This is a genomic window from Fictibacillus sp. B-59209 (assembly GCF_036216745.1).
Lineage (GTDB): Bacteria > Bacillota > Bacilli > Bacillales > Fictibacillaceae > Fictibacillus_C > Fictibacillus_C marinisediminis.
This window is the reverse complement of sequence record NZ_JARMMC010000040.1, coordinates 25,664-43,731: the sequence shown is the minus strand read 5'-3', so window position 1 is coordinate 43,731 and position 18,068 is coordinate 25,664. Positions and strand designations below refer to the sequence as shown.

The window sequence follows — 18,068 nt, the reverse complement described above, 5'->3', positions numbered from 1 at the left end:
TATATTCTCACCTCTATTTCAAATATTTCTCTTTTGACCTAAAGACTCTCGCAGGATTAGGTTTTATGCTATTGTCAGATCTAAGGTTCTTACCAAAATATCTTTCATCCTTAATTGCAAAATCCTTTTTTGTTCCTACACCTGCTGTTAAATCATCAAAGTATGATAAATGCTCAACAATTGCTTGGATTGTCCTTAAGTTCAAAATTTGATTTTCTTTATATAGTTTTTCGGCATAACCTCTAGTAACCTCTATAACTAACTGCTTATTTTTTCCTTTAATATCGTCCCTATAACTATCAAGAACAAATAAAAATGGTAAATTCTCAGATTCAGTCCACTGTTTCCCCACAATAAATCACCCCTTATCTAATCAATGTACTTCAGTTTTTATCTTGCCAATAAATAAAGGTATATCTGATGAGATATCTTTTCCTCCTGGGACAAAAATCGGACCAACTAAGCAACCATAATCCAAAATAACTTGCTCTTTTATTAGACAACTCACAAACTCATTTAAATCATTGGTATTCAGAGTATGCTTATTAAGATTTATTTCATTTGATAAAAATTCATGTACAACAAATATAGCAAAATTAGCACCCTGCTTTTTAGCTTCAATTAACGTACCGCCTATTCCATGCAGCAGTTGATACCTTAAGTGCTCAAAATTGTTTTCAGAAATAAGTGCATCAGATAAGTGAGCGATTCTTTTATCTACATTCGATTTAACAGGATTATACCTTCTACGTTCTCTTATGGTCGGACCGAATGTTTCATCTACCTTAGCCTCAATCGAGATAACAACTTTTTCATTACCTGTTTTTCCAATCAATAAAAGGTCATGCATTCTCCCTTTTCCATAAGAATCTAAAACAGTTTTACATTCAGGAATAGCTGATTCAATTTCAAGGTTTAATGTTGTCGTGTGACTCTGCATTAATAATGATAAGACTTGAGGAACATGTGGCACTCCATTTTCATTAACCCAGGCTTTCGCTAACTCTTTTGCACTTCTACCATCCACCCAGTGGAGATCTTTTGAAGCAGGCGGAGAATACATTTGCCATTCTTTAATTGAGTTAATGGCTCTCCCTGAAAAACTCCTAATTAGCATTAAATCGCTCCTTAAAGTAAAGAAACCTTTTTATTAATTATCCAATATTTGTATCTAAATGAACACAAAAAAATTACAAGGATAATATCTTGTAATTTTTTTTATTATTTATCTAAAGTACATTTTACATCTTAAAAAAGGTCTTCTTATGGATTCCTCAAGATAATTAAAATAAAATCGTCAAACTTTTAATTCTTTAGGCTTTTCCATCTCTTCTAATATTAAATTCCCCTTGGGATGTCTAACTCCATCAATTCAGGAAACTTACTCGTCACATCATTCTTATGCCTTGTACATAATTTGACAGAATCCATATGGGAATAGATTAATCGAATTCCATCGAGTTTAAGTTCACTTACATAATCGTCTTGATTGAATGGTTCTTCCATTCGTTGCAGTAACATTGGAGGTACAAACAAATAAATCACCCAATATAAGTTTATCATTGGGTGATTTATTGCTGCCAAGATAAGCACCAAGCAACTTTTGGTAATAACCTCGCTTTATTGGACTAACGTATCCGTTAGTTGAACAATCAATCGAACAAACTGCTCATAAAAGGACAAGATTATTGTGCAATCCTTTCTACAAATTTTTAATGAATATATTGTGCCAATAGTTGATTAAACCTGCCACGTTCTTCCCAGAAAGGGCCATGACCACTATATTGAAACGGGACTAGCTTTGAATTTCTTATTTTTTGATTTAGTTCCTGAGCTTGTGAAAATGGAATAACTTTATCATGAATGCCGTGAATAATTAAAGTGGGGGCAACTATTTTTGGAAGATCTTCATTCAAATTCTCATCTCTTAATAAAACAATGACTGCCGCTGTCGACCATCCCGCAGCCTGTAATCCCATTTGAAAAAACCAGTCCGAGAATGGGCGAGTTACATACTGAAAGAAAAAGCCATCTGTTACGTCCTGCATCATTTTAGGGCGGTCATTTAAGGCTTCTTTAAGAAAGTTATTAGCAGTTTCTGCGGTAAAGCCTGTGGGAGCTGCAGCATCAACAAGGACAAGTTGGGATACGCCGTAACCGTTGTATCTAGACATATATCGAATCGCAATTGCTCCACCTGTTGAGTGACCCACAAGCGTAAAATTTTCTAATTGAAGTGTACCAACAACAGTGCGGATATCATCAGCCAGTCTATTTAAGGTGTAGCCACTAATTGGTTTATCCGAATTACCAAAACCCCTCCAGTCTATGCCAATACAGCGGTAACCCATTGCAGGAAGAACATCAAACTGATATTCGAACTGTTTATGGCTCAACGGCCAGCCATGTAGAAATACTATGGTTTTGTTACCCCCTGGGTTAAGATCTTCAACATATAGATTTACACCTGGCTCTACTGTAACAAAGTATCCCATAACTATTCCTCCGTAGTTAAAATGGTTTTACCAATAAGATATTCATTTTTGTAAGCTAGGTGCATACCTACCCCTCCATTGGTTGTAGAAGCGTAAAAGGAAAGGGTTATTGAACTATCCTCCCTCTATGTATAAAGGGATATCTCTTGATTTCTTCACTATTCTCAAAATTTCATAAAGGATTGAAGATTGAAACGCATGGATGTTGGAATAAAAATTAAATAAAGGATAATTTTGGAGTTGAAGAGAAAAAATAATTCATATTCAACCAAACCACCACTAACCAAAAAGTAGATATTAGTTAATTTATAATCGCACTATTGGATCTCCACATCTCTCATGGAGGTTAACCCTCCCATATCTCACAGAGTCTTTGCTCCAAAATTCCTTCGTCCAACCTTTCCATGAGGTGGATGTCAGTCATGCTGCCCGACAGGGTCCTTGCCCGTAGTTTAGTTGTTTTACTGACTAATCAATGCTTCAAATGGTTACTTACCTTTAAACCTATTGGTTCAAGGATTAGCTGACTCCTTATCGTTAAATATCACTTTCTTAAAAAACTCCATTGTACAGATATAAGCCCTCGACTTTTTTGGAAGGCCTTTTCTTATTTTTCATCTCACCGATGACGAAACTGTCCATCATTTATTTTTTGGGTTTCGCCCAAACTATATGGAAAACATCCAACCAATGATGTTCTACTTTCTGTATTTCAATTGGAGAAAGACTAATCAGTTTCATGATGTTTCGATTTTGATGACATCCAATCGTTCTCACTGCCAAAGGATCTAATACCTTCTGTAACGTTGATAATAAAAAATTGGAGCTGATTCCATGCTCCAATAGCAATATTTGCCCCATTGGTTTACACCATTTACTTAGGTTCTCTAACGTTTGTAAAGGTTGAAGGTAACCACAGAAAGAAAGCGTCGAAACTATGGTATCGAACCGATTTTCTTCAAACTCTAGTTGATCAATGTCACTTTCAACAAATTCAACTGGAAGATGATATTGATCGGCGGCTACCCTTGCTTTCTCCAGCATTTTAGGACTAAAATCCACCGCTGTAATTTTTTTAATCTCCTCATGGTTATAAAACGGGAAGTTTCCACCAGCTCCGACTGCCACTTCTAAAACGGATCCTTTAGCCACTTTAATTAATTTTTCTCTCCACTTCCTTTGGATTTCTTTTTCTCTTATTCGATCGTATGTATTGGCCTGATTATCAAACTTTTTTATCAGCTTCTTATTGTTCATGTTTGCCCATTCCTTTCAACTACTGAAAGTTAACTAGGGAAAAAAGACGGAATTTTTTCTCTTTTTCAATCTTCAAATCAGATTGTCGTCAAATCAAAGTGATACGCCTTCACCACAATTCCATCGTCAAGAGGTACAAAGTCAAATTGAGGCAAACGAATGAAACCTAACCTTTCATAAAGTTTAACCGCACTTTTCATAAAATCAGCGGTATGCAAACCGATGGATGGAAATCCTTTTTTCTGAGAACGATTGATGCACTCTTCGATTAACGATTTACCAATCCCCTGTTGTCGGAATTGAGTATCCACAACAAGCATTCTAATTTCTGGATAATCCAATGCACCAGTGAGACCCTCATAGGCATCGGTTCGTGGCGGAAACAAAACCACGCTCCCTGCAACGGCTCCGTCCGATTCGGCTACCAAATACTCCACACCATTTTCAACAGTGATTTCGGAAGAAATTGCTTTAAGAAGAACCTTCAAATGTTCAGCGGGTACGGCATGTTCATACTGTTTATAGGCTGTAATTCTTTGTCTTCGGATGAACTCAAATTCATGTGCTATTGCTTCTCGTATCACTATCATTTTGGATCCTCCCCTTTAACTTAACCCTCGTCCCGAAACGTACATTCGTAAGAAAATATTACCAAATAAGCATCAGGATGTCATTTTTTTTTCGCTACTAAAACTTAAACATAAAAGGACATCATTAGATATGCTTTTTTTGCTTGCTTTAACTTTACCTGCTGGAGCAGTAGCCACATTTAAATGGAATTTAGTATCAGAGTGTTTTGCACGTTATCAGTAAAACGGAGAAATAGTAAAGAGGAAAGTTAAGGGATTATTGGCCGCTTTGAATGAGAGTATGCTCATCGAGATCGGCAATGAAACTAAAGATATTCTTCGTTCTTCCCTTCCTAAATAAGCACAGGTTGGAGACGTCATTTACTTTAAAGGTGATGAGGTTGTCGTTGATAAGAAAGCAACGAAAAAACTGAGAAAAGAAATCGAACACCTGATGGATGAGGTATGGGGGTATTAAAAATCCGACAGCGAATGCTGTCGGATTTTTATATTATTTTTCGATTTAATATTCTCCTAACTTTTCATATAGCCTTATTGCGATTTCAGCCACCTTTTTCTCATCTCATTTCAGCTCCATTGAAAGTAAAGCCCTCGAGTGTTGGAGGGCTTTACTTATTTTTTCTGCCCATCATTTATTTTTGGGTTTCGCCCAAACCAGATGGAAAACATCCAGCCAATGATGTTCTACTTTCTGGATTTCAATAGGAGAAAGGCTGATCAGTTCCATGATGTCTCTATTTTGATGGCACCCATTCGTTCTAACAGCCAAAGGATCTAATACCTTTTGTAACGTTGAGAAAATGAAATTAGAACTGATACCATGCTCCAATAACAATATTTTACCCATTGGTTTACACCATTTACTTAGGTTCTCTAACGTTTTTAATGGTTGAGGGTAACCGCAGAATGAAAGCGTAGAAACAATGGTATCAAACTGATTCTCCTCAAACTCCAAATGATCAATGTCACGTTCAACAAATTCGATTGGAAGATGATATTGATGTGATGCTACTCTTGCTTTCTCTAACATTTTAGGACTAAAATCCACCGCTGTAATTTTTTCAATCTCCTCACGGTTATAAAATGGGAAGTTTCCTCCTGCTCCGACTGCCACTTCTAGAACGGATCCTTTGGCCTCTTCAATTAATTTTTCTCTCCACTTCCCTTGGATTTGTTTTTCTTTTATTCGATCGTAAGTATTTGCTTGTTTATCAAACTTTTTTATCAGCTTCTTATTGTTCATGCTTACCCCCTTAATATGCCGAATAGAACTTTTGATGTCTTAACAAGTTCTTGCCAAGTGCCTCCCCACGTAAAGGTAAAACACGTTTCCCAATAAGATTTTTAGTAACTAAAGCACCTACTTCTTCTACAATACCAACTCCTTCATAACCAGGAATATTCGGTAAAGAATGGCAGCTGGATCTTTAACGCACTCATTAGTGGAAAAACTATTTATACATTGAATAATCTACTTCACCTGAAATGTTTTTCAGGCCGTTTTCGCATAACTCCATAACCATTAAATACTTTTCTGAAGGAGGAAGGTTTTTCTTAGATGCATTTATACCAAATTCAGATGATGTTCTAAACCCAAAGCGTCGATAATAACGAAAATCTCCTTCTACAACAATCCCCTTATATCCTAAATTAGCAGCAAATTTAATTCCTTCCCGTAACATATATTTACCAACACCCTGACGCTGTTTATTTATTGCCACTGAAACTGGTGATAGCATCAACACATCATTTTCGTACTTTTTACTAATTGGAAACTTTGAGAGGACAAAATGCCCAATAATCTTTCCTTCTTCCTCAATTACTAAATCAAGCTCTGGAATATAATATTGTTTTTCTCTAATCTTTTTTAGCCAAGCCTTTTCATATTCTCCATCTGTATGACCTGTGTTTTTGAATACTTCACCCACAAAAATTTCTGTATAATCATATTCTTCTTTTTTAACCGCTCTTATTTTCATTACTATCCCTCCAATGAAGAATAAAGTATCTTTCTACAAAATTCCTTTGTTTTCCTTCTTCAATAACCTGTCCCGTTAGCATTCCTGTAGAGAGTTAATTATAGGCTTTGATAAAAAAAGGGCCCCTCGGTAAGGACGCTAAAAAAACCATAAAACTATCTTTTGTATTCTCAAAATATAAAGGTACTCCGTACTCCATTCCTCTAAAGTCTTGAGAACGAGCGACATGCTTGGATTTAGCTATGTACCCCGATAATCAGTGTTTGAGTAGTGATTTGAGCAATCTTATCATATTGGTTATAATTCATTTTGATGGCCTCCTGGTAGATAATTTGTCCCTTTCGCTGGCCAGCTTCAGGACATCTCTATCTTATCAGGAGGTTATTTTTATTCTGAAACCTCGTTTTTCTTCACTACAGGAATGCTGCCCGTTGATACAATAAAAAAAGCTGCCAGTGTTGGCAGCTTACATCTTAATGCACCTGTTAGTTCAAGAGTAATTTTATTACCTTATAGCGTGTTCATTTTCTGACGACACTCTATGAACCATTTATATGGCAAAGAAACTGTGGAAAAATCAAATATCCTCAATTCCTTATGAGGATATTTTTCGACTAAATACAAATCCCGCTGACATTCGATATCCCAGCTTACGAATAATGCCTCTAGTGCAAAAAAGCAGAACTCCTATATGAATACTGCTTTTTAATTACTAACAGGGTAAATTTCATGCATTAAAACTTAACTTCATCTTGATTGGTTACAACTAATAACGTTTTTCCCTTATCTAATTCTTCTTCTAGTTGTTCAGCCTTTGATTGCTCAAATCCAATTTCCTTCATTTTGGATCTTAATTTATCACCTTTGCTTTTGAACACATTTTTCGTCGCCGTGCCTAACCCAGTTACGTTGACTCCAATCTTATTGGCATCTGTTTCCTTCCTGTCGCGTCTGACATGATCATTATCATGAGCAAGAATGTAAATATCATCATCTCGAATTCCATTGTTTCTAAGCTTGTCAATTGATTCACTCAAATGTTCATCATTGTGGAATATTTTAAATTTAGGATTCAATTAAATCAGCCTCCTTAGGACAATAAGTACCCGATTTTGAAAAAACTAAACAATAGGATCGTGTTTATATACCTAAGGATAAAATAGGGGCTCAGTCCCCAAATGCACCTTCTGCATCATAATTCTCTAGATAAATGTGAAAATATTACAATATGTATGTGATCATGTTTTCGTCGAGGTGCAACTCTTCTCCTTTTTTTAGCGTTGTAGTAATAAACTATTACACCGTACTCTTTCCCCTGTTCTGGTACAGGACTTTCACCAATTAGCTCAACCAATCCAGCACTAGCTAATTCATCCTCCAAACTCTCCATTAAAACTTCTGACTTTCTTGTAGCTTGGTAGATTTCTTTGGTAAAGAGGCTGACTAAAAAGGATTTACTATGATATTAGAGATTAATGACAACTGGATTCCTCTTTTTTTAGAAATAGGTATTTATATATGTCCACTTCCATTTTGGATACATATCTTATTAAGGGAGTTTATTTCGAGAATTTTGAAAGGAGATGTTATTTATTTATCAATACGGTTCTCAACCATATGTCCAGCAGCAATATGGTTCTTATCAACCATATGTCCAGCAGCAATACGGTTCTTATCAACCATACGTCCAGCAACAGCAATACGACCCTTATTCACAACAGTCGAATGATTATTATCCTCATCAGCAACATGACCCAGATAGACAGCCTCCGATAAGGCAGCTTGAAAGGCGGGTTAATCAGCTGGAAAACCGAGTCAACCAGCTTAATCGGGAAGTTAACCAACTTGAAAACACTGTTGAACGCCATTCACGCCAGTTAAACCGATTAAACCAACGCCTGCGCATAGTGGAAGAAAGATTGCGAATTCCTTTTCATCCTTTAGAAGGCGGCTTTTAATTAATTGGACCCAGTGAAATTCTGGGTCCGTATTACTCATTTTTGTATTTTTTACTCCTATTATTTCTTTCTCGATTAGTAAAACCCCTTTAGGTTTTATTTGTCTACTAGCTGTTTAAGCTTCTTGTACTCCTCTTCTTTAATATCCCCTGAAGCAAGACGGCGTTTCAATATAACGGAAGCGTCGTTTTGACTGTTCATATAGGAATGGCACCTCCGAAATGCTATCATTTTAAAAATGATCAGTACGGTTACTAGACTCAAAAAAATTAATCCGAAGAATGGAAATGGAAATCCGTGATGTTCCCAGCCCATACACTTTCCTCCTTTTATTTGATCATGGTTAACTGCTGCCAGTCCGGCGTCCCCATGGCTTAAATACTGACAGCATGAACATCGTCCCAAGGGAAAGGATCTGAAGAATAATACCTATGAACAACTGTAGCCGGTTCACAAGGAACCCCTGATCATGCAGCGCACGAAGACCTTCCGTTGCCGTTATAGAAGAGGCATCGAGGATCCAATAGTACATCCCGAAGATTCCTAGCCCTATAGAAAGAATCGTTAAGACTTCCTTTACGATGATCCAGTGGAATTTGAACAGCCCCCACTTCGTCCAAACCGACAGCAAGATCCCCGTTACGACGACACCGATCGTTGATGCACGTACTGACGAAGTTGCAAGAATGTACATGACCGTATAACAGCTCTTCAGTATGGTCACGTCATCCGTAGCAGCTGCGGTAACACTTAGTACAAGAAAGGCTACAGTGACTCCAAATAAAATAGCAGCGAATAAAAGATGGAGGATTACCAGTCATTTTTTTGCCCTGCCTGTCAACTGCTTCATCATCAACACCTCCTTTTCGTCACTATTCCCTTTCACCTCATGGTATCCATGAATTCTAAACCACTTCTAAACAAAATCTTAAATTTCAATAAACTTTTTAAATCGCTGTTGCATTCTAACGAAAAAAACCCGGACTATGCCGGGTTTAACCTCTGAATCGATAGCCGGCCCCCCAGATTGTCTCAATGTACTGTGGATTGGAGGAATCAATCTCTATTTTTTCACGGAGCTTCCGGATGTGCACCGTAACCGTCGCGATGTCACCCATCGAATCAAGGCCCCAGATTCTTTCGAAAAGATGTTCTTTGCTGAACACATGATTCGGATTCATCGCCAGAAAGAAAAGCAGATCAAATTCTTTTGCCGTAAAGATCACTTCACGCTCATTCATAAGCACCTTACGGGAAGCTTTCTTTATCTGAAGGCCGCGAATATGGATCTCATCAGCCGGATTTTCCCGTTTAATCAACCGATCATATCTTGCCAGGTGTGCCTTCACTCTCGCCACGAGTTCGCCCGGACTGAACGGTTTTACAATAAAGTCATCCGCCCCAAGCCCAAATCCCCGTATTTTATCAATGTCATCTTTTTTGGCGGATACCATTAATATCGGGATATCTTTTTCCTGCCGCAGCTTTTTGCATAGTTCAAATCCATCCATGTTTGGCAGCATTAGGTCCAGGAGAACGAGGTCAAACGGTTCAGAACATGCTTTTTGTAGGCCTGTATCCCCTGTTAAAGCGATTTCGGCCGCTAGCCCATTGATCTCCAGATAGTCACGCTCCAATTCGGCAATACTCACATCATCTTCAATAATTAACACCTTTTTCATGGGCTTCCCTCCTCATTCACGGCTTTTTTTAGCGTAAAAAAGATACTGGTCCCTTCATTCTCATGGCTTTCCGCCCATATTTCACCGCCATGATCTTCGATGATCCGTTTTGCAATAGCCAGTCCCAGTCCCGACCCGGTTGTATTCCTGGATGGATCCGCCCGGTAAAAACGATCAAAGAGGTACGGTAAAGAAGATTCCTTGATCCCAGGGCCGTTGTCATGCACTTCAACCAACACGGTTTCTCCATTGGAGGATAACACGATATCAATTGACTTTTCTTTTTTATCCATGTATTTGAGGCTGTTCTCTATAATATTGGTGAAAACCCGTTTTAGTTTATCCCGGTCAGCAATCACTTCGAATTCTTTTCCCTCCTTAATCGTAAGGGACAACCTAACCTGACCGACTGTATCATCCATTCTTAATTCTTCGATATAATTCTTGATATACCCGCTGGTTTCCATTTTTTCAAAATGAAATGGGACTTTTTTTAAATCCAGTTTGGAATACAAAAACAGTTCATCAATGAGATGGTCGAGTTCGTTTGCCTTTTTGTAAATCGTCTGTGTATACCGATCCATTTTTTCTGAAGTATTTGCCACGCCGTCACGGATTCCTTCCACATATCCTTTAATGGCGGTTAATGGCGTTTTTAGATCATGGGAAATGTTGGAGATCAGTTCTTTCCGGTTTTCCTCGTACTGCAGCTGGATTTCCGTTGAAGCTTTTAGCTTTTTTCTCATCGTCTCAAATGCTTGGCAGAGCTGGCCAAGTTCATCGTTTCTTTTTGATACTAATTGAAAGTCCAGATTTCCCTCACTGATCTTCCTGGCCCCTGCCCTTAGTTCGTTCACAGGATATAGGATGCTTTTGGATACAAAATAGGTAAGCAGCCCATTTGTAATGAGCATAATGAACAGGAAACTACCAAAAAGAAGGGGGAAGATCTGTTTTACAAAATCAGCATCTCGAATAAAAAATAACGTCCCTGTTGATCCATTTGTGAAGTAAAAATCATACTTTTGCATGGAATAAAGCTTATTGCCCAATCGCGAGACCGGGCGGTTCGATCCCTCGAATCCAAAAGGTGGAAGATCCTTGATTTCCAAGGATTTGTCTTTTACGGGACGGTAAATGACTTTGTCCCCTCTTCTTACGACTAAAGCTGCACCCTGTTCATTTAATTCCTTATCTGCCCGGATCAAATACCGGACGTTCAATAGTTTTTCCGGTGTTAAGGCTGCTGTCTTCTTTAATTCCATGACTTGCTTGTCCGCCGGCCGGGCACCTTCCGTCGAACCCAACGAGCCAAAAATGGAGCGGTGATCCTCGTGGTCGACAAAGACGAACGAGAAGAGCAATAAAGCAGCCAGAACGAACAAAATGACGGGCATTATGATCATGGCAAGATTGGATAAAAGCAAACGTACTCGAATAGACATAATACTTCCTTCCTGTTCCCTAATGATTGAAAATGTCCATTTAAGTATATCCTTCAAATCTAAAATTTTTCTAAACTCGAATGAAATAAATGTATAACACCTGAAAAAAATGCGGTTTCGGTTAGAAAATGTTCTGTGAATCTTAGTTCTCCTACTTGTACCAACTGTCCCCGCGATAGAGTCATAAACAGTTTGTTTATTTTTGCTTTTCAAGGGACTAATCAAGTAAATAAAATAAGGCCTCTGAGCTGACTTTTACACTCTTGTAGTGTAACTATCAGTCCCAGAGACCGTTAAATTTTTTTAAACCGCTAATTGAAGAAGAATTCATTGATTCATCTCCTTAAGTACTTGAACAGTGAAAATTACACTGGTCATGGACAAAGCAATAAAGTGCGGGAACTTATTTAAACCAGCCTTTTTCCTGGAACCTGGTAATGGCTTCAATCCGATTGGTGACTTCAAGTTTTTCTAATATCGTTGAAATATAGTTTCGCACCGTTCCAGCTTTGATGGAAAGCTGATCGGCGATTTCTTTTGTGTTTTTTCCATCAGCCACGAGGGATAAAACTTCTTTTTCCCGGTCAGTTAGAGGGTTCTCCTCACTGTATGCATCTTCCACGAGTTCCGGGGCATAGATTCGCCTGCCTGCCATCACACTGCGGATGGAGCTTGCCAATTCTTCGCTCGGACTGTCCTTCAACAAATACCCTCTGACCCCCGCCTTTACGGCCCGCTGGAAATATCCTGTACGAGCGAATGTCGTTAAAATCATTACTTTGCAGCCTGATCCTTTTAGTTCTTCCGCTGCTTCAAGTCCCGTTTTTACTGGCATTTCAATATCCATGATACAAATGTCAGGCTGATGCTGATGAACAAGCGAAATCGCTTTTTCTCCGTCGCTTGCCTTTCCGACCACTTCCATATCCTCTTCCAAATTAAGCAGCAAACCCAGTGCCCCCAACATCATTTGCTGGTCTTCCGCAATGACGATCCGAATCATTTATCTCCCTCCTTTTCCGCCGATTTTATAACATTCGGCACTTGTATGATTAACGTCGTCCCCTCCTCTGAAAAGATCTCCAGACGACCGTTGACAAATTCAAGCCGTTCTTTTATTCCTAGTAGTCCATGGCCTTTTGTCATATCTTCATCAACTCTTATTCCTGCTCCGTTATCCCATATGGAAAACATAATTTCGTTTAACGATTGTTTGATGGATATATGACAGGTTGTCGCGCCGCTGTGCCTTACGACATTGGTTACCGCTTCTTTCAGACACATGCTCAAAATATTTTCGATCAGCAGGGAAACATTCGTGAGGTGTAATTCTTGTTCACCTATATATTCAATTTGCGCCGCTTTAAGTATTTGTTTGACGTTGATGAGTTCCTCTTCTAATCGAATGCCCCGCATTTGAGACACCATTTTCCGGACTTCGTTCAGTGCTGTTCTAGCGGTCTGTTGTACGTCGTTCAACTGAGAACGAGCCTGCTCGGGGTCTTTGTCAATTAACTTTCTGGCCAAATCACTTTTCAACCCGATCAATGAAAGTTTTTGTCCTAAAGTATCGTGAAGATCACGGGCAATCCGCTGGCGTTCCTGCTGTTTTACTAGAACAGAATTCGCGTCTTGCAATTGTTCTTCCAGCTGCTCACGCTTTTTTCGGTTATATAAACTGAAAGGCATAAGGATGATACTGACCCAAATGATGATGATAAAAGGCAATTGTTTTAAGAACTGATCATCTTGAAAAACTATGTTGAAGTTAAATGAGACAGTCGTGCTGACGAGATGAATAATATATAAGGAAATAAAAGGAATACGTTCTTTTATATTACCAATAAAATAAGCAAGAAAAAATGCAAAATAAACATAGTTAAAAAGGCTTGTCATGGTAATCGATATGGCAATTAGAATGCTAGCCCATACGTAAACAGACCACCCTTTTGATATGAAGGCAAATCGATAGGTGATAAAGAATAAAATGGTCAGCAAAATACCCACGACAATTTGTTTCGTGGATGAAGATTGAAAAATAAAATAAAACGGCAAAATACTAAAAACGCTCCACACATACGGAGAAATCCCGGTATTTATTTGAAACAGCTTATAGATCTTTTTCATATTGAACCCTCTTTTGCGGTGTTGAATGCCTATTGCTATTTTATCACAATTACTTTTGAAGACAGAATAGAGTCCTGAAAACAAGGGTTTTACACCTGCTTTCAGGACTTTATTTGTTATCGGCCGCTCAAGCTTGATTTTAAATGGGCCGTTCTTGTATTATTCTTGTTTGCTTTTATCTTTTTAATGTTATTAAAGCTGACAAACGTTCTGCTCTCCTCATCCCAAAGACGGAATCCTAGGGAACGAAGACTTGAAGCAAGCGTGATCGTTTGTACATTTTGAAAAGTTGAATCAATACTATGAACATCTTCCAAGTGATAATTTGGCACCCTTGGGCTTAAATGATGAATATGATGAAATCCAATATTGCCTGTCAGCCATTGCAGGACTTTCGGAAGTTTGTAGTAAGAGCTCCCATCCATAGCGGCTTTCACGTAATCCCAATCTTCGTCTTTTTCAAAATAAGAGTCTTCAAACTGATGCTGTACATAGAACAGCCAAATGCCAGCAACACCTGATACGAAGAAAATAGGGCCTTGAACAAGCAAGAATGCTTCCCAGCCGATGGTCCAGCAAAGCAATGCGGCCAATGCAGCGATAGAAAGATTCGTTATATATAAATTCTTGCGTTCTTTCGATCTTGCTCCTTTTCGGTTAAAACGGTTCGTAATCAGAAACACGTAAATCGGGCCAAGACCAAACATCACGATCGGATTGCGGTACAATCGATAAGCGATGCGCGTCCAAAAAGATGCAGCTAAAAACTCATCTACCGTCAGGATCCAAATGTCACCTGTACCGCGTTTATTTAAGTTACTGCTTGTAGCGTGATGGATGTTATGTTCATGCTGCCATTGGTGGTACGGGAATAACGTAAGGATTCCTGTAATCGTTCCCACTATTTTATTGGCTTTTCGATTTCTAAAGAATGAATGGTGGCAGCAATCGTGAAAAATAATAAAGATCCGCGTCAAAAATCCCGCTCCAATAATCGTTAATGGCAAAGTGATGAAATAGGAAATAGACAGGCTTTCGTAAGCCAGGTACCACAATAGAAAAAATGGAACAAGCGTATTGATGAGCTGTGCTACACTATTTTTCGTATTCGGTTTTTCATATGGGGCAACTTGTTTTCGTAAGTTAACATTTTTTTGTTTCGTCATTAGTATGTTTCCCTCCCATTGGTTCAATTCAAGTATAAAGATGGGAGTCTGGTCTTTTAAGACATACGTGTCATGTCCAAAGTATGATAAATGTCATGTATACGGATTCTCTTTGTTGATGAGGAGCCTTGAAAACCTGCCATAATGGTAATAAATCCAACGACGGGTAAAAACAACGGGTGAATTTTAATATTTCTTGATCCAAGCATCTTTCCAATCGCCTTATTCATAGCCCAACCACTATCCTATTATTAATATGATTAAACACAAAGAGGACGATCAAAAATGATGGCTGTCGTCCCCCCACTCCTGGTCGTCCTCTTCCGGGTATTTTTATACTATTTTAAACTTGCTAGCACAGCTCCAAGAATTGTAACTATTCCGCCTAAAAGGGTGATTCCAGATATATGTTCTTGCAACAATAGAACGCCTAACAAAACAGTCCAAACTGGGAGAAGGTTAATATATGGAGCTGCACGCCCTGCTCCTACAATTTTCACTCCGGTATTCCACGAAAAATACGCAATAACTGAAGCAAATGTACTCACATAGAAAATACAAATCCATGCATTTCTCGTCATATGTATCATATTTGGATGTACCGTTCCAATACAGCTTATCGCACTAAAAATCGTCCCATAGAAAGCGGCTCCAGCGGTCATGGTAAGGGGATCTATCTTTTTGCCATATTTCTTACCAAGTACTGTATACATTCCCCAAGCCAAGCATGATAAGAGAATTTCAATTTGTCCAACAATTGAACCTTGAGAAGAGTTTGCTTGTCTTCCCTCAACCAAGAGAATCACGCCAAAGATTGAGATTGCTGCACCAATCCATGCTTTTGTTTTGATCTTTTCTTTAAGAAAAAAAGGAGTGAATAATAAAATGGTAATTGGTATACCTGCTGATATCATCCCTGCTTGTGATGCGCTAATCGATTTAAGACCTAAATAGTTTAATGTAGAAAAGGCGAATATGCCAAGAAACCCTTGTATTACAAATTCTCTCCACTTAGAAATGATCGGGAGTGGTTTTTTGTTAAGCATCAGTAATCCCCACAGGAGCCCCGTTGAAATAGCCCAACGGATAGTGTTTAATAAAGTTGCTGGCAAGGCCGGTGCTAAATACCGGCCGCATATGTAATTACCTGCCCAAAGAAAGGTTGCCGCCACCAATAGTAAAATCCCTTTTTTCATGATGTTGATCCTCTCTTGTCTCTGATTTTTGGCTAAACCATTTACGCAGTTGATTAATATGTGCCTGATGATATCTGTTATGGTCTGCGATATGCCAAATACCCCTTTTGGATTGTGGTTTTATAGCCATTTTCATATTCAACGGTTTGATGTAACTGTTTGTCTGTTAACTGATAACACATTGATTTAATCATCTGTACAACATGATCATAATCAGTCATGAGCACATCCAGAGAAATCCCTTTCAGCTGCGGCAATTGGTCGTTTTTATCAAAACTAGGCCCAAATTTCTCTTCAAGTTCCCTCGGCACCGCCTCACCCTTGATTCTAAATATCCATTTGAGGTCCACGTATACTAAGTGCCTTACTAACTGCGCGGTACTGTTATATTTTTGGTTCGGACCTTTATAATCTAATTCCTCTTGTGACATACCTGCAACACTTGTTTTTAACCGTTTGTAATTTCCGTCTACCATTGAGTAGAGCATTCCAACTACAGGTTCCATTCCCGGCTCTCCAATTAAATCTAAAACCATCCAATCACTCCCCAGTACTTGTTATGGTCTCAAGTCAATTATACTCCAGAAATGGGCAGTTTTTTGCGATTTGTTATCGTCAAAAGAAAAAACCGACAGAAAGATCCAAATAAAAAAGCAGACGGATGGTCTGCTTTTGATGCACCCATTCCTCTTCCCGTTGACTTATAAACGTAACGGTAGAGACAAAAGACCAGCTGTCATTGATCAGCTGGTCAAGGAATCATTCCTCTTGTTGCCATACTCAAGATGCTCTGGGTTTACCCCTGATGATGTTTCGTTTAGGTACTCCTGGATGTCCATATTTGCGTATCCCGGAATGGAAATTCGTTTATAACGCATCGGTTCACTGTTAAGTGGAACTGTACAGTCAAATCCCGTTTTCGATCCGAACCCGTCATTTGTGGACGGATCGAGTTTTGAGCCTTGCGCCCCCTCTACTACCACTAAATCCTTGTCCACCTGGAAACGCGTAGCAATTGCCCATTCTACTTCCTCCATGTTAAATATATCTACCTCTTCATCGACGACAACCACGTGCTTTATATCAAAACTGTTTGCGAAGGCAGCGAGGATGGCATTCTTAGCTTCACCTTTGTTTCGCTTTTTTATGGATACGACCGCATGATAACGGCATGTCCCGCCTGGACTCATGTGAACCGCAACGGCAGAAGGCACAGTCTGGCGGACACTTTGAATGAGGCTAGCCTCACGTGGAATGCCCCCGAGCAGAAGATGCTCGTATCCAGCCGGGATAATCGTATAAAAGATCGGGTCTTTTCGGTGGGATACGGCGGTTAGCTGAACAATTTCCTTGTCACTCCGCGGGCCGTAATATTTAGGGAACTCCCCAAACGGTCCTTCCTGCTCCCGAATATGCGGGAGGATTTTACCTTCTAAAACGATCTCCGCATAGGCAGGCACATCAATGTCCACTGTTTCACAACGAACGGTCTCAAGTGGTTCTGATCGCAGAGCACTGGCGATTTCCAGCTCATCTATCCCGAATGGGGTACTCGCCTGTGAAGCAAGAAGTGTCACAGGATCCACTCCTACAACTATGGCACATTCGAGCGCCCTTCCTTCCTCCTCTGCCTGTTTGTACAAATGAAAGGTGTGCCTCGGCAGCAAAAGTACTCCCAGTTTATCCTTTCCAGAAATCTGCAGGCGATGAATGGATACATTTTGCTTTCGAGTCACAGGATCACGGGTAATGAACAGGCCTGCGGTAATGTAATTTCCAGAATCCATCTCATGGTGGACGGGAATGGGAAAGGTCTTAAGCAAATCAATGTTCTCGGTGATGATATTTTCCTTTACCGGGGCATCTTGGTTGCTCACTTTTCTGCATGCTTTTGGTGAAGTTACCGCTTCAGTGAATTTTGGAATGATTCCATATTGGTCTGTTTCCAATGCTTCAGCAAAGTCATCTCTTGTAGAACATATCCCCGAAACGACAGGCATCCCATAGTTCTCAACATTTGAAAAATATACCGCTTTTTTGCCGTCCAGTTTCTTTGCGACAGCAGCGATCTCATACTCCAGACTCACTTTTTTATCGATGGCCACCAGCCTCCCTTTCGATTCAAGGTGAGCTAGCCATGTACGAAATGTTCTTGCCTTCATTACACCTTTCC

Annotated in this window: 19 protein-coding genes and 3 pseudogenes; 1 reads left to right on the top strand and 21 read right to left on the bottom strand. The window is 39.3% G+C overall.

The genetic code is table 11. The features are described from left to right. Positions 1-13: 13 nt before the first annotated feature. The 11 genes and pseudogenes from P4361_RS21910 to P4361_RS21860 all read right to left on the bottom strand — a co-directional run bounded on the left by P4361_RS21910 (position 14) and on the right by P4361_RS21860 (position 7,397). Positions 14-352, bottom strand: a complete 339-nt coding sequence (locus tag P4361_RS21910) for a hypothetical protein (RefSeq protein ID WP_328091004.1) — start codon at positions 350-352, stop codon at positions 14-16. Positions 353-373: 21 nt separating this feature from the next. Continuing rightward, positions 374-1,117 carry a DUF6946 family protein gene (locus P4361_RS21905; RefSeq protein ID WP_328091003.1) on the bottom strand — a complete coding sequence of 248 codons (744 nt, stop codon included), beginning with the start codon at positions 1,115-1,117 and terminating at the stop codon, positions 374-376. Between the two features lie 227 nt (positions 1,118-1,344). Continuing rightward, positions 1,345-1,536, bottom strand: a pseudogene (locus P4361_RS21900) (ATP-dependent DNA ligase); the annotation flags it as partial. Between the two features lie 176 nt (positions 1,537-1,712). Beyond that, the gene (locus tag P4361_RS21895) at positions 1,713-2,495 is read right to left on the bottom strand and encodes an alpha/beta hydrolase (protein WP_328091001.1); all 783 of its coding nucleotides are present in this window, start codon (positions 2,493-2,495) and stop codon (positions 1,713-1,715) included. 645 nt (positions 2,496-3,140) lie between these two features. After that, positions 3,141-3,752, bottom strand: a complete 612-nt coding sequence (locus P4361_RS21890; RefSeq protein ID WP_328091000.1) for a class I SAM-dependent methyltransferase — start codon at positions 3,750-3,752, stop codon at positions 3,141-3,143. A gap of 77 nt (positions 3,753-3,829) precedes the next feature. Beyond that, the gene (locus P4361_RS21885) at positions 3,830-4,342 is read right to left on the bottom strand and encodes a GNAT family N-acetyltransferase (RefSeq protein WP_328090999.1); all 513 of its coding nucleotides are present in this window, start codon (positions 4,340-4,342) and stop codon (positions 3,830-3,832) included. A 628-nt stretch (positions 4,343-4,970) separates the two neighbouring features. Next, positions 4,971-5,585 (bottom strand): class I SAM-dependent methyltransferase, encoded by a 615-nt coding sequence (locus P4361_RS21880; RefSeq protein ID WP_328090998.1) that lies wholly within the window; start codon positions 5,583-5,585, stop codon positions 4,971-4,973. Between the two features lie 32 nt (positions 5,586-5,617). Further along, positions 5,618-5,751, bottom strand: a pseudogene (locus tag P4361_RS21875) (alcohol dehydrogenase catalytic domain-containing protein); the annotation flags it as partial. Positions 5,752-5,793: 42 nt separating this feature from the next. Continuing rightward, positions 5,794-6,321, bottom strand: a complete 528-nt coding sequence (locus P4361_RS21870) for an N-acetyltransferase (RefSeq protein WP_328090996.1) — start codon at positions 6,319-6,321, stop codon at positions 5,794-5,796. Between the two features lie 139 nt (positions 6,322-6,460). Beyond that, positions 6,461-6,629: pseudogene (locus tag P4361_RS21865) on the bottom strand (IS110 family transposase); the annotation flags it as partial. 426 nt (positions 6,630-7,055) lie between these two features. Then, positions 7,056-7,397, bottom strand: coding sequence for a general stress protein (locus P4361_RS21860; protein ID WP_328090995.1), 342 nt, complete (start codon positions 7,395-7,397; stop codon positions 7,056-7,058). 507 nt (positions 7,398-7,904) lie between these two features. On the opposite strand from P4361_RS21860, the gene P4361_RS21855 reads away from it, so the two are divergent. Next, complete coding sequence (locus P4361_RS21855) at positions 7,905-8,279, top strand: hypothetical protein (RefSeq protein WP_328090993.1); 375 nt, start codon at positions 7,905-7,907, stop codon at positions 8,277-8,279. A gap of 96 nt (positions 8,280-8,375) precedes the next feature. Here P4361_RS21855 and P4361_RS21850 read toward each other — a convergent pair whose 3' ends face one another. From P4361_RS21850 to P4361_RS21805, 10 genes are all read right to left on the bottom strand, one after another. After that, positions 8,376-8,594, bottom strand: a complete 219-nt coding sequence (locus P4361_RS21850) for a hypothetical protein (RefSeq protein ID WP_061969704.1) — start codon at positions 8,592-8,594, stop codon at positions 8,376-8,378. 28 nt (positions 8,595-8,622) lie between these two features. Beyond that, a complete protein-coding gene (locus P4361_RS21845; protein WP_254781493.1) occupies positions 8,623-9,003 on the bottom strand; it encodes a hypothetical protein in 381 nt (126 codons plus the stop codon). Between the two features lie 271 nt (positions 9,004-9,274). After that, a complete protein-coding gene (locus P4361_RS21840) occupies positions 9,275-9,961 on the bottom strand; it encodes a response regulator transcription factor (protein WP_328090991.1) in 687 nt (228 codons plus the stop codon). Next, positions 9,958-11,406, bottom strand: coding sequence for a HAMP domain-containing sensor histidine kinase (locus P4361_RS21835; RefSeq protein ID WP_328090990.1), 1,449 nt, complete (start codon positions 11,404-11,406; stop codon positions 9,958-9,960). The genes P4361_RS21840 and P4361_RS21835 overlap by 4 nt, the downstream gene beginning before the upstream one ends. A 403-nt stretch (positions 11,407-11,809) precedes the next feature. After that, positions 11,810-12,409 (bottom strand): response regulator transcription factor, encoded by a 600-nt coding sequence (locus tag P4361_RS21830; RefSeq protein WP_328090989.1) that lies wholly within the window; start codon positions 12,407-12,409, stop codon positions 11,810-11,812. Continuing rightward, entirely contained in the window at positions 12,406-13,533 is a 1,128-nt protein-coding gene (locus P4361_RS21825) for a sensor histidine kinase (protein WP_328090988.1), read from the bottom strand. Before P4361_RS21825 ends, P4361_RS21830 begins: the two co-directional genes overlap by 4 nt. A gap of 116 nt (positions 13,534-13,649) precedes the next feature. Continuing rightward, positions 13,650-14,699: a fatty acid desaturase gene (locus P4361_RS21820; protein ID WP_328090987.1), complete on the bottom strand. Its 1,050-nt coding sequence runs from the start codon at positions 14,697-14,699 to the stop codon at positions 13,650-13,652. 338 nt (positions 14,700-15,037) lie between these two features. Continuing rightward, a complete protein-coding gene (locus P4361_RS21815; protein WP_256226987.1) occupies positions 15,038-15,895 on the bottom strand; it encodes a DMT family transporter in 858 nt (285 codons plus the stop codon). A gap of 77 nt (positions 15,896-15,972) precedes the next feature. Continuing rightward, positions 15,973-16,431 carry a DinB family protein gene (locus P4361_RS21810; protein WP_328090985.1) on the bottom strand — a complete coding sequence of 153 codons (459 nt, stop codon included), beginning with the start codon at positions 16,429-16,431 and terminating at the stop codon, positions 15,973-15,975. Between the two features lie 207 nt (positions 16,432-16,638). Next, positions 16,639-18,057, bottom strand: a complete 1,419-nt coding sequence (locus P4361_RS21805; protein WP_328090984.1) for a UbiD family decarboxylase — start codon at positions 18,055-18,057, stop codon at positions 16,639-16,641. Positions 18,058-18,068 lie beyond the last annotated feature (11 nt).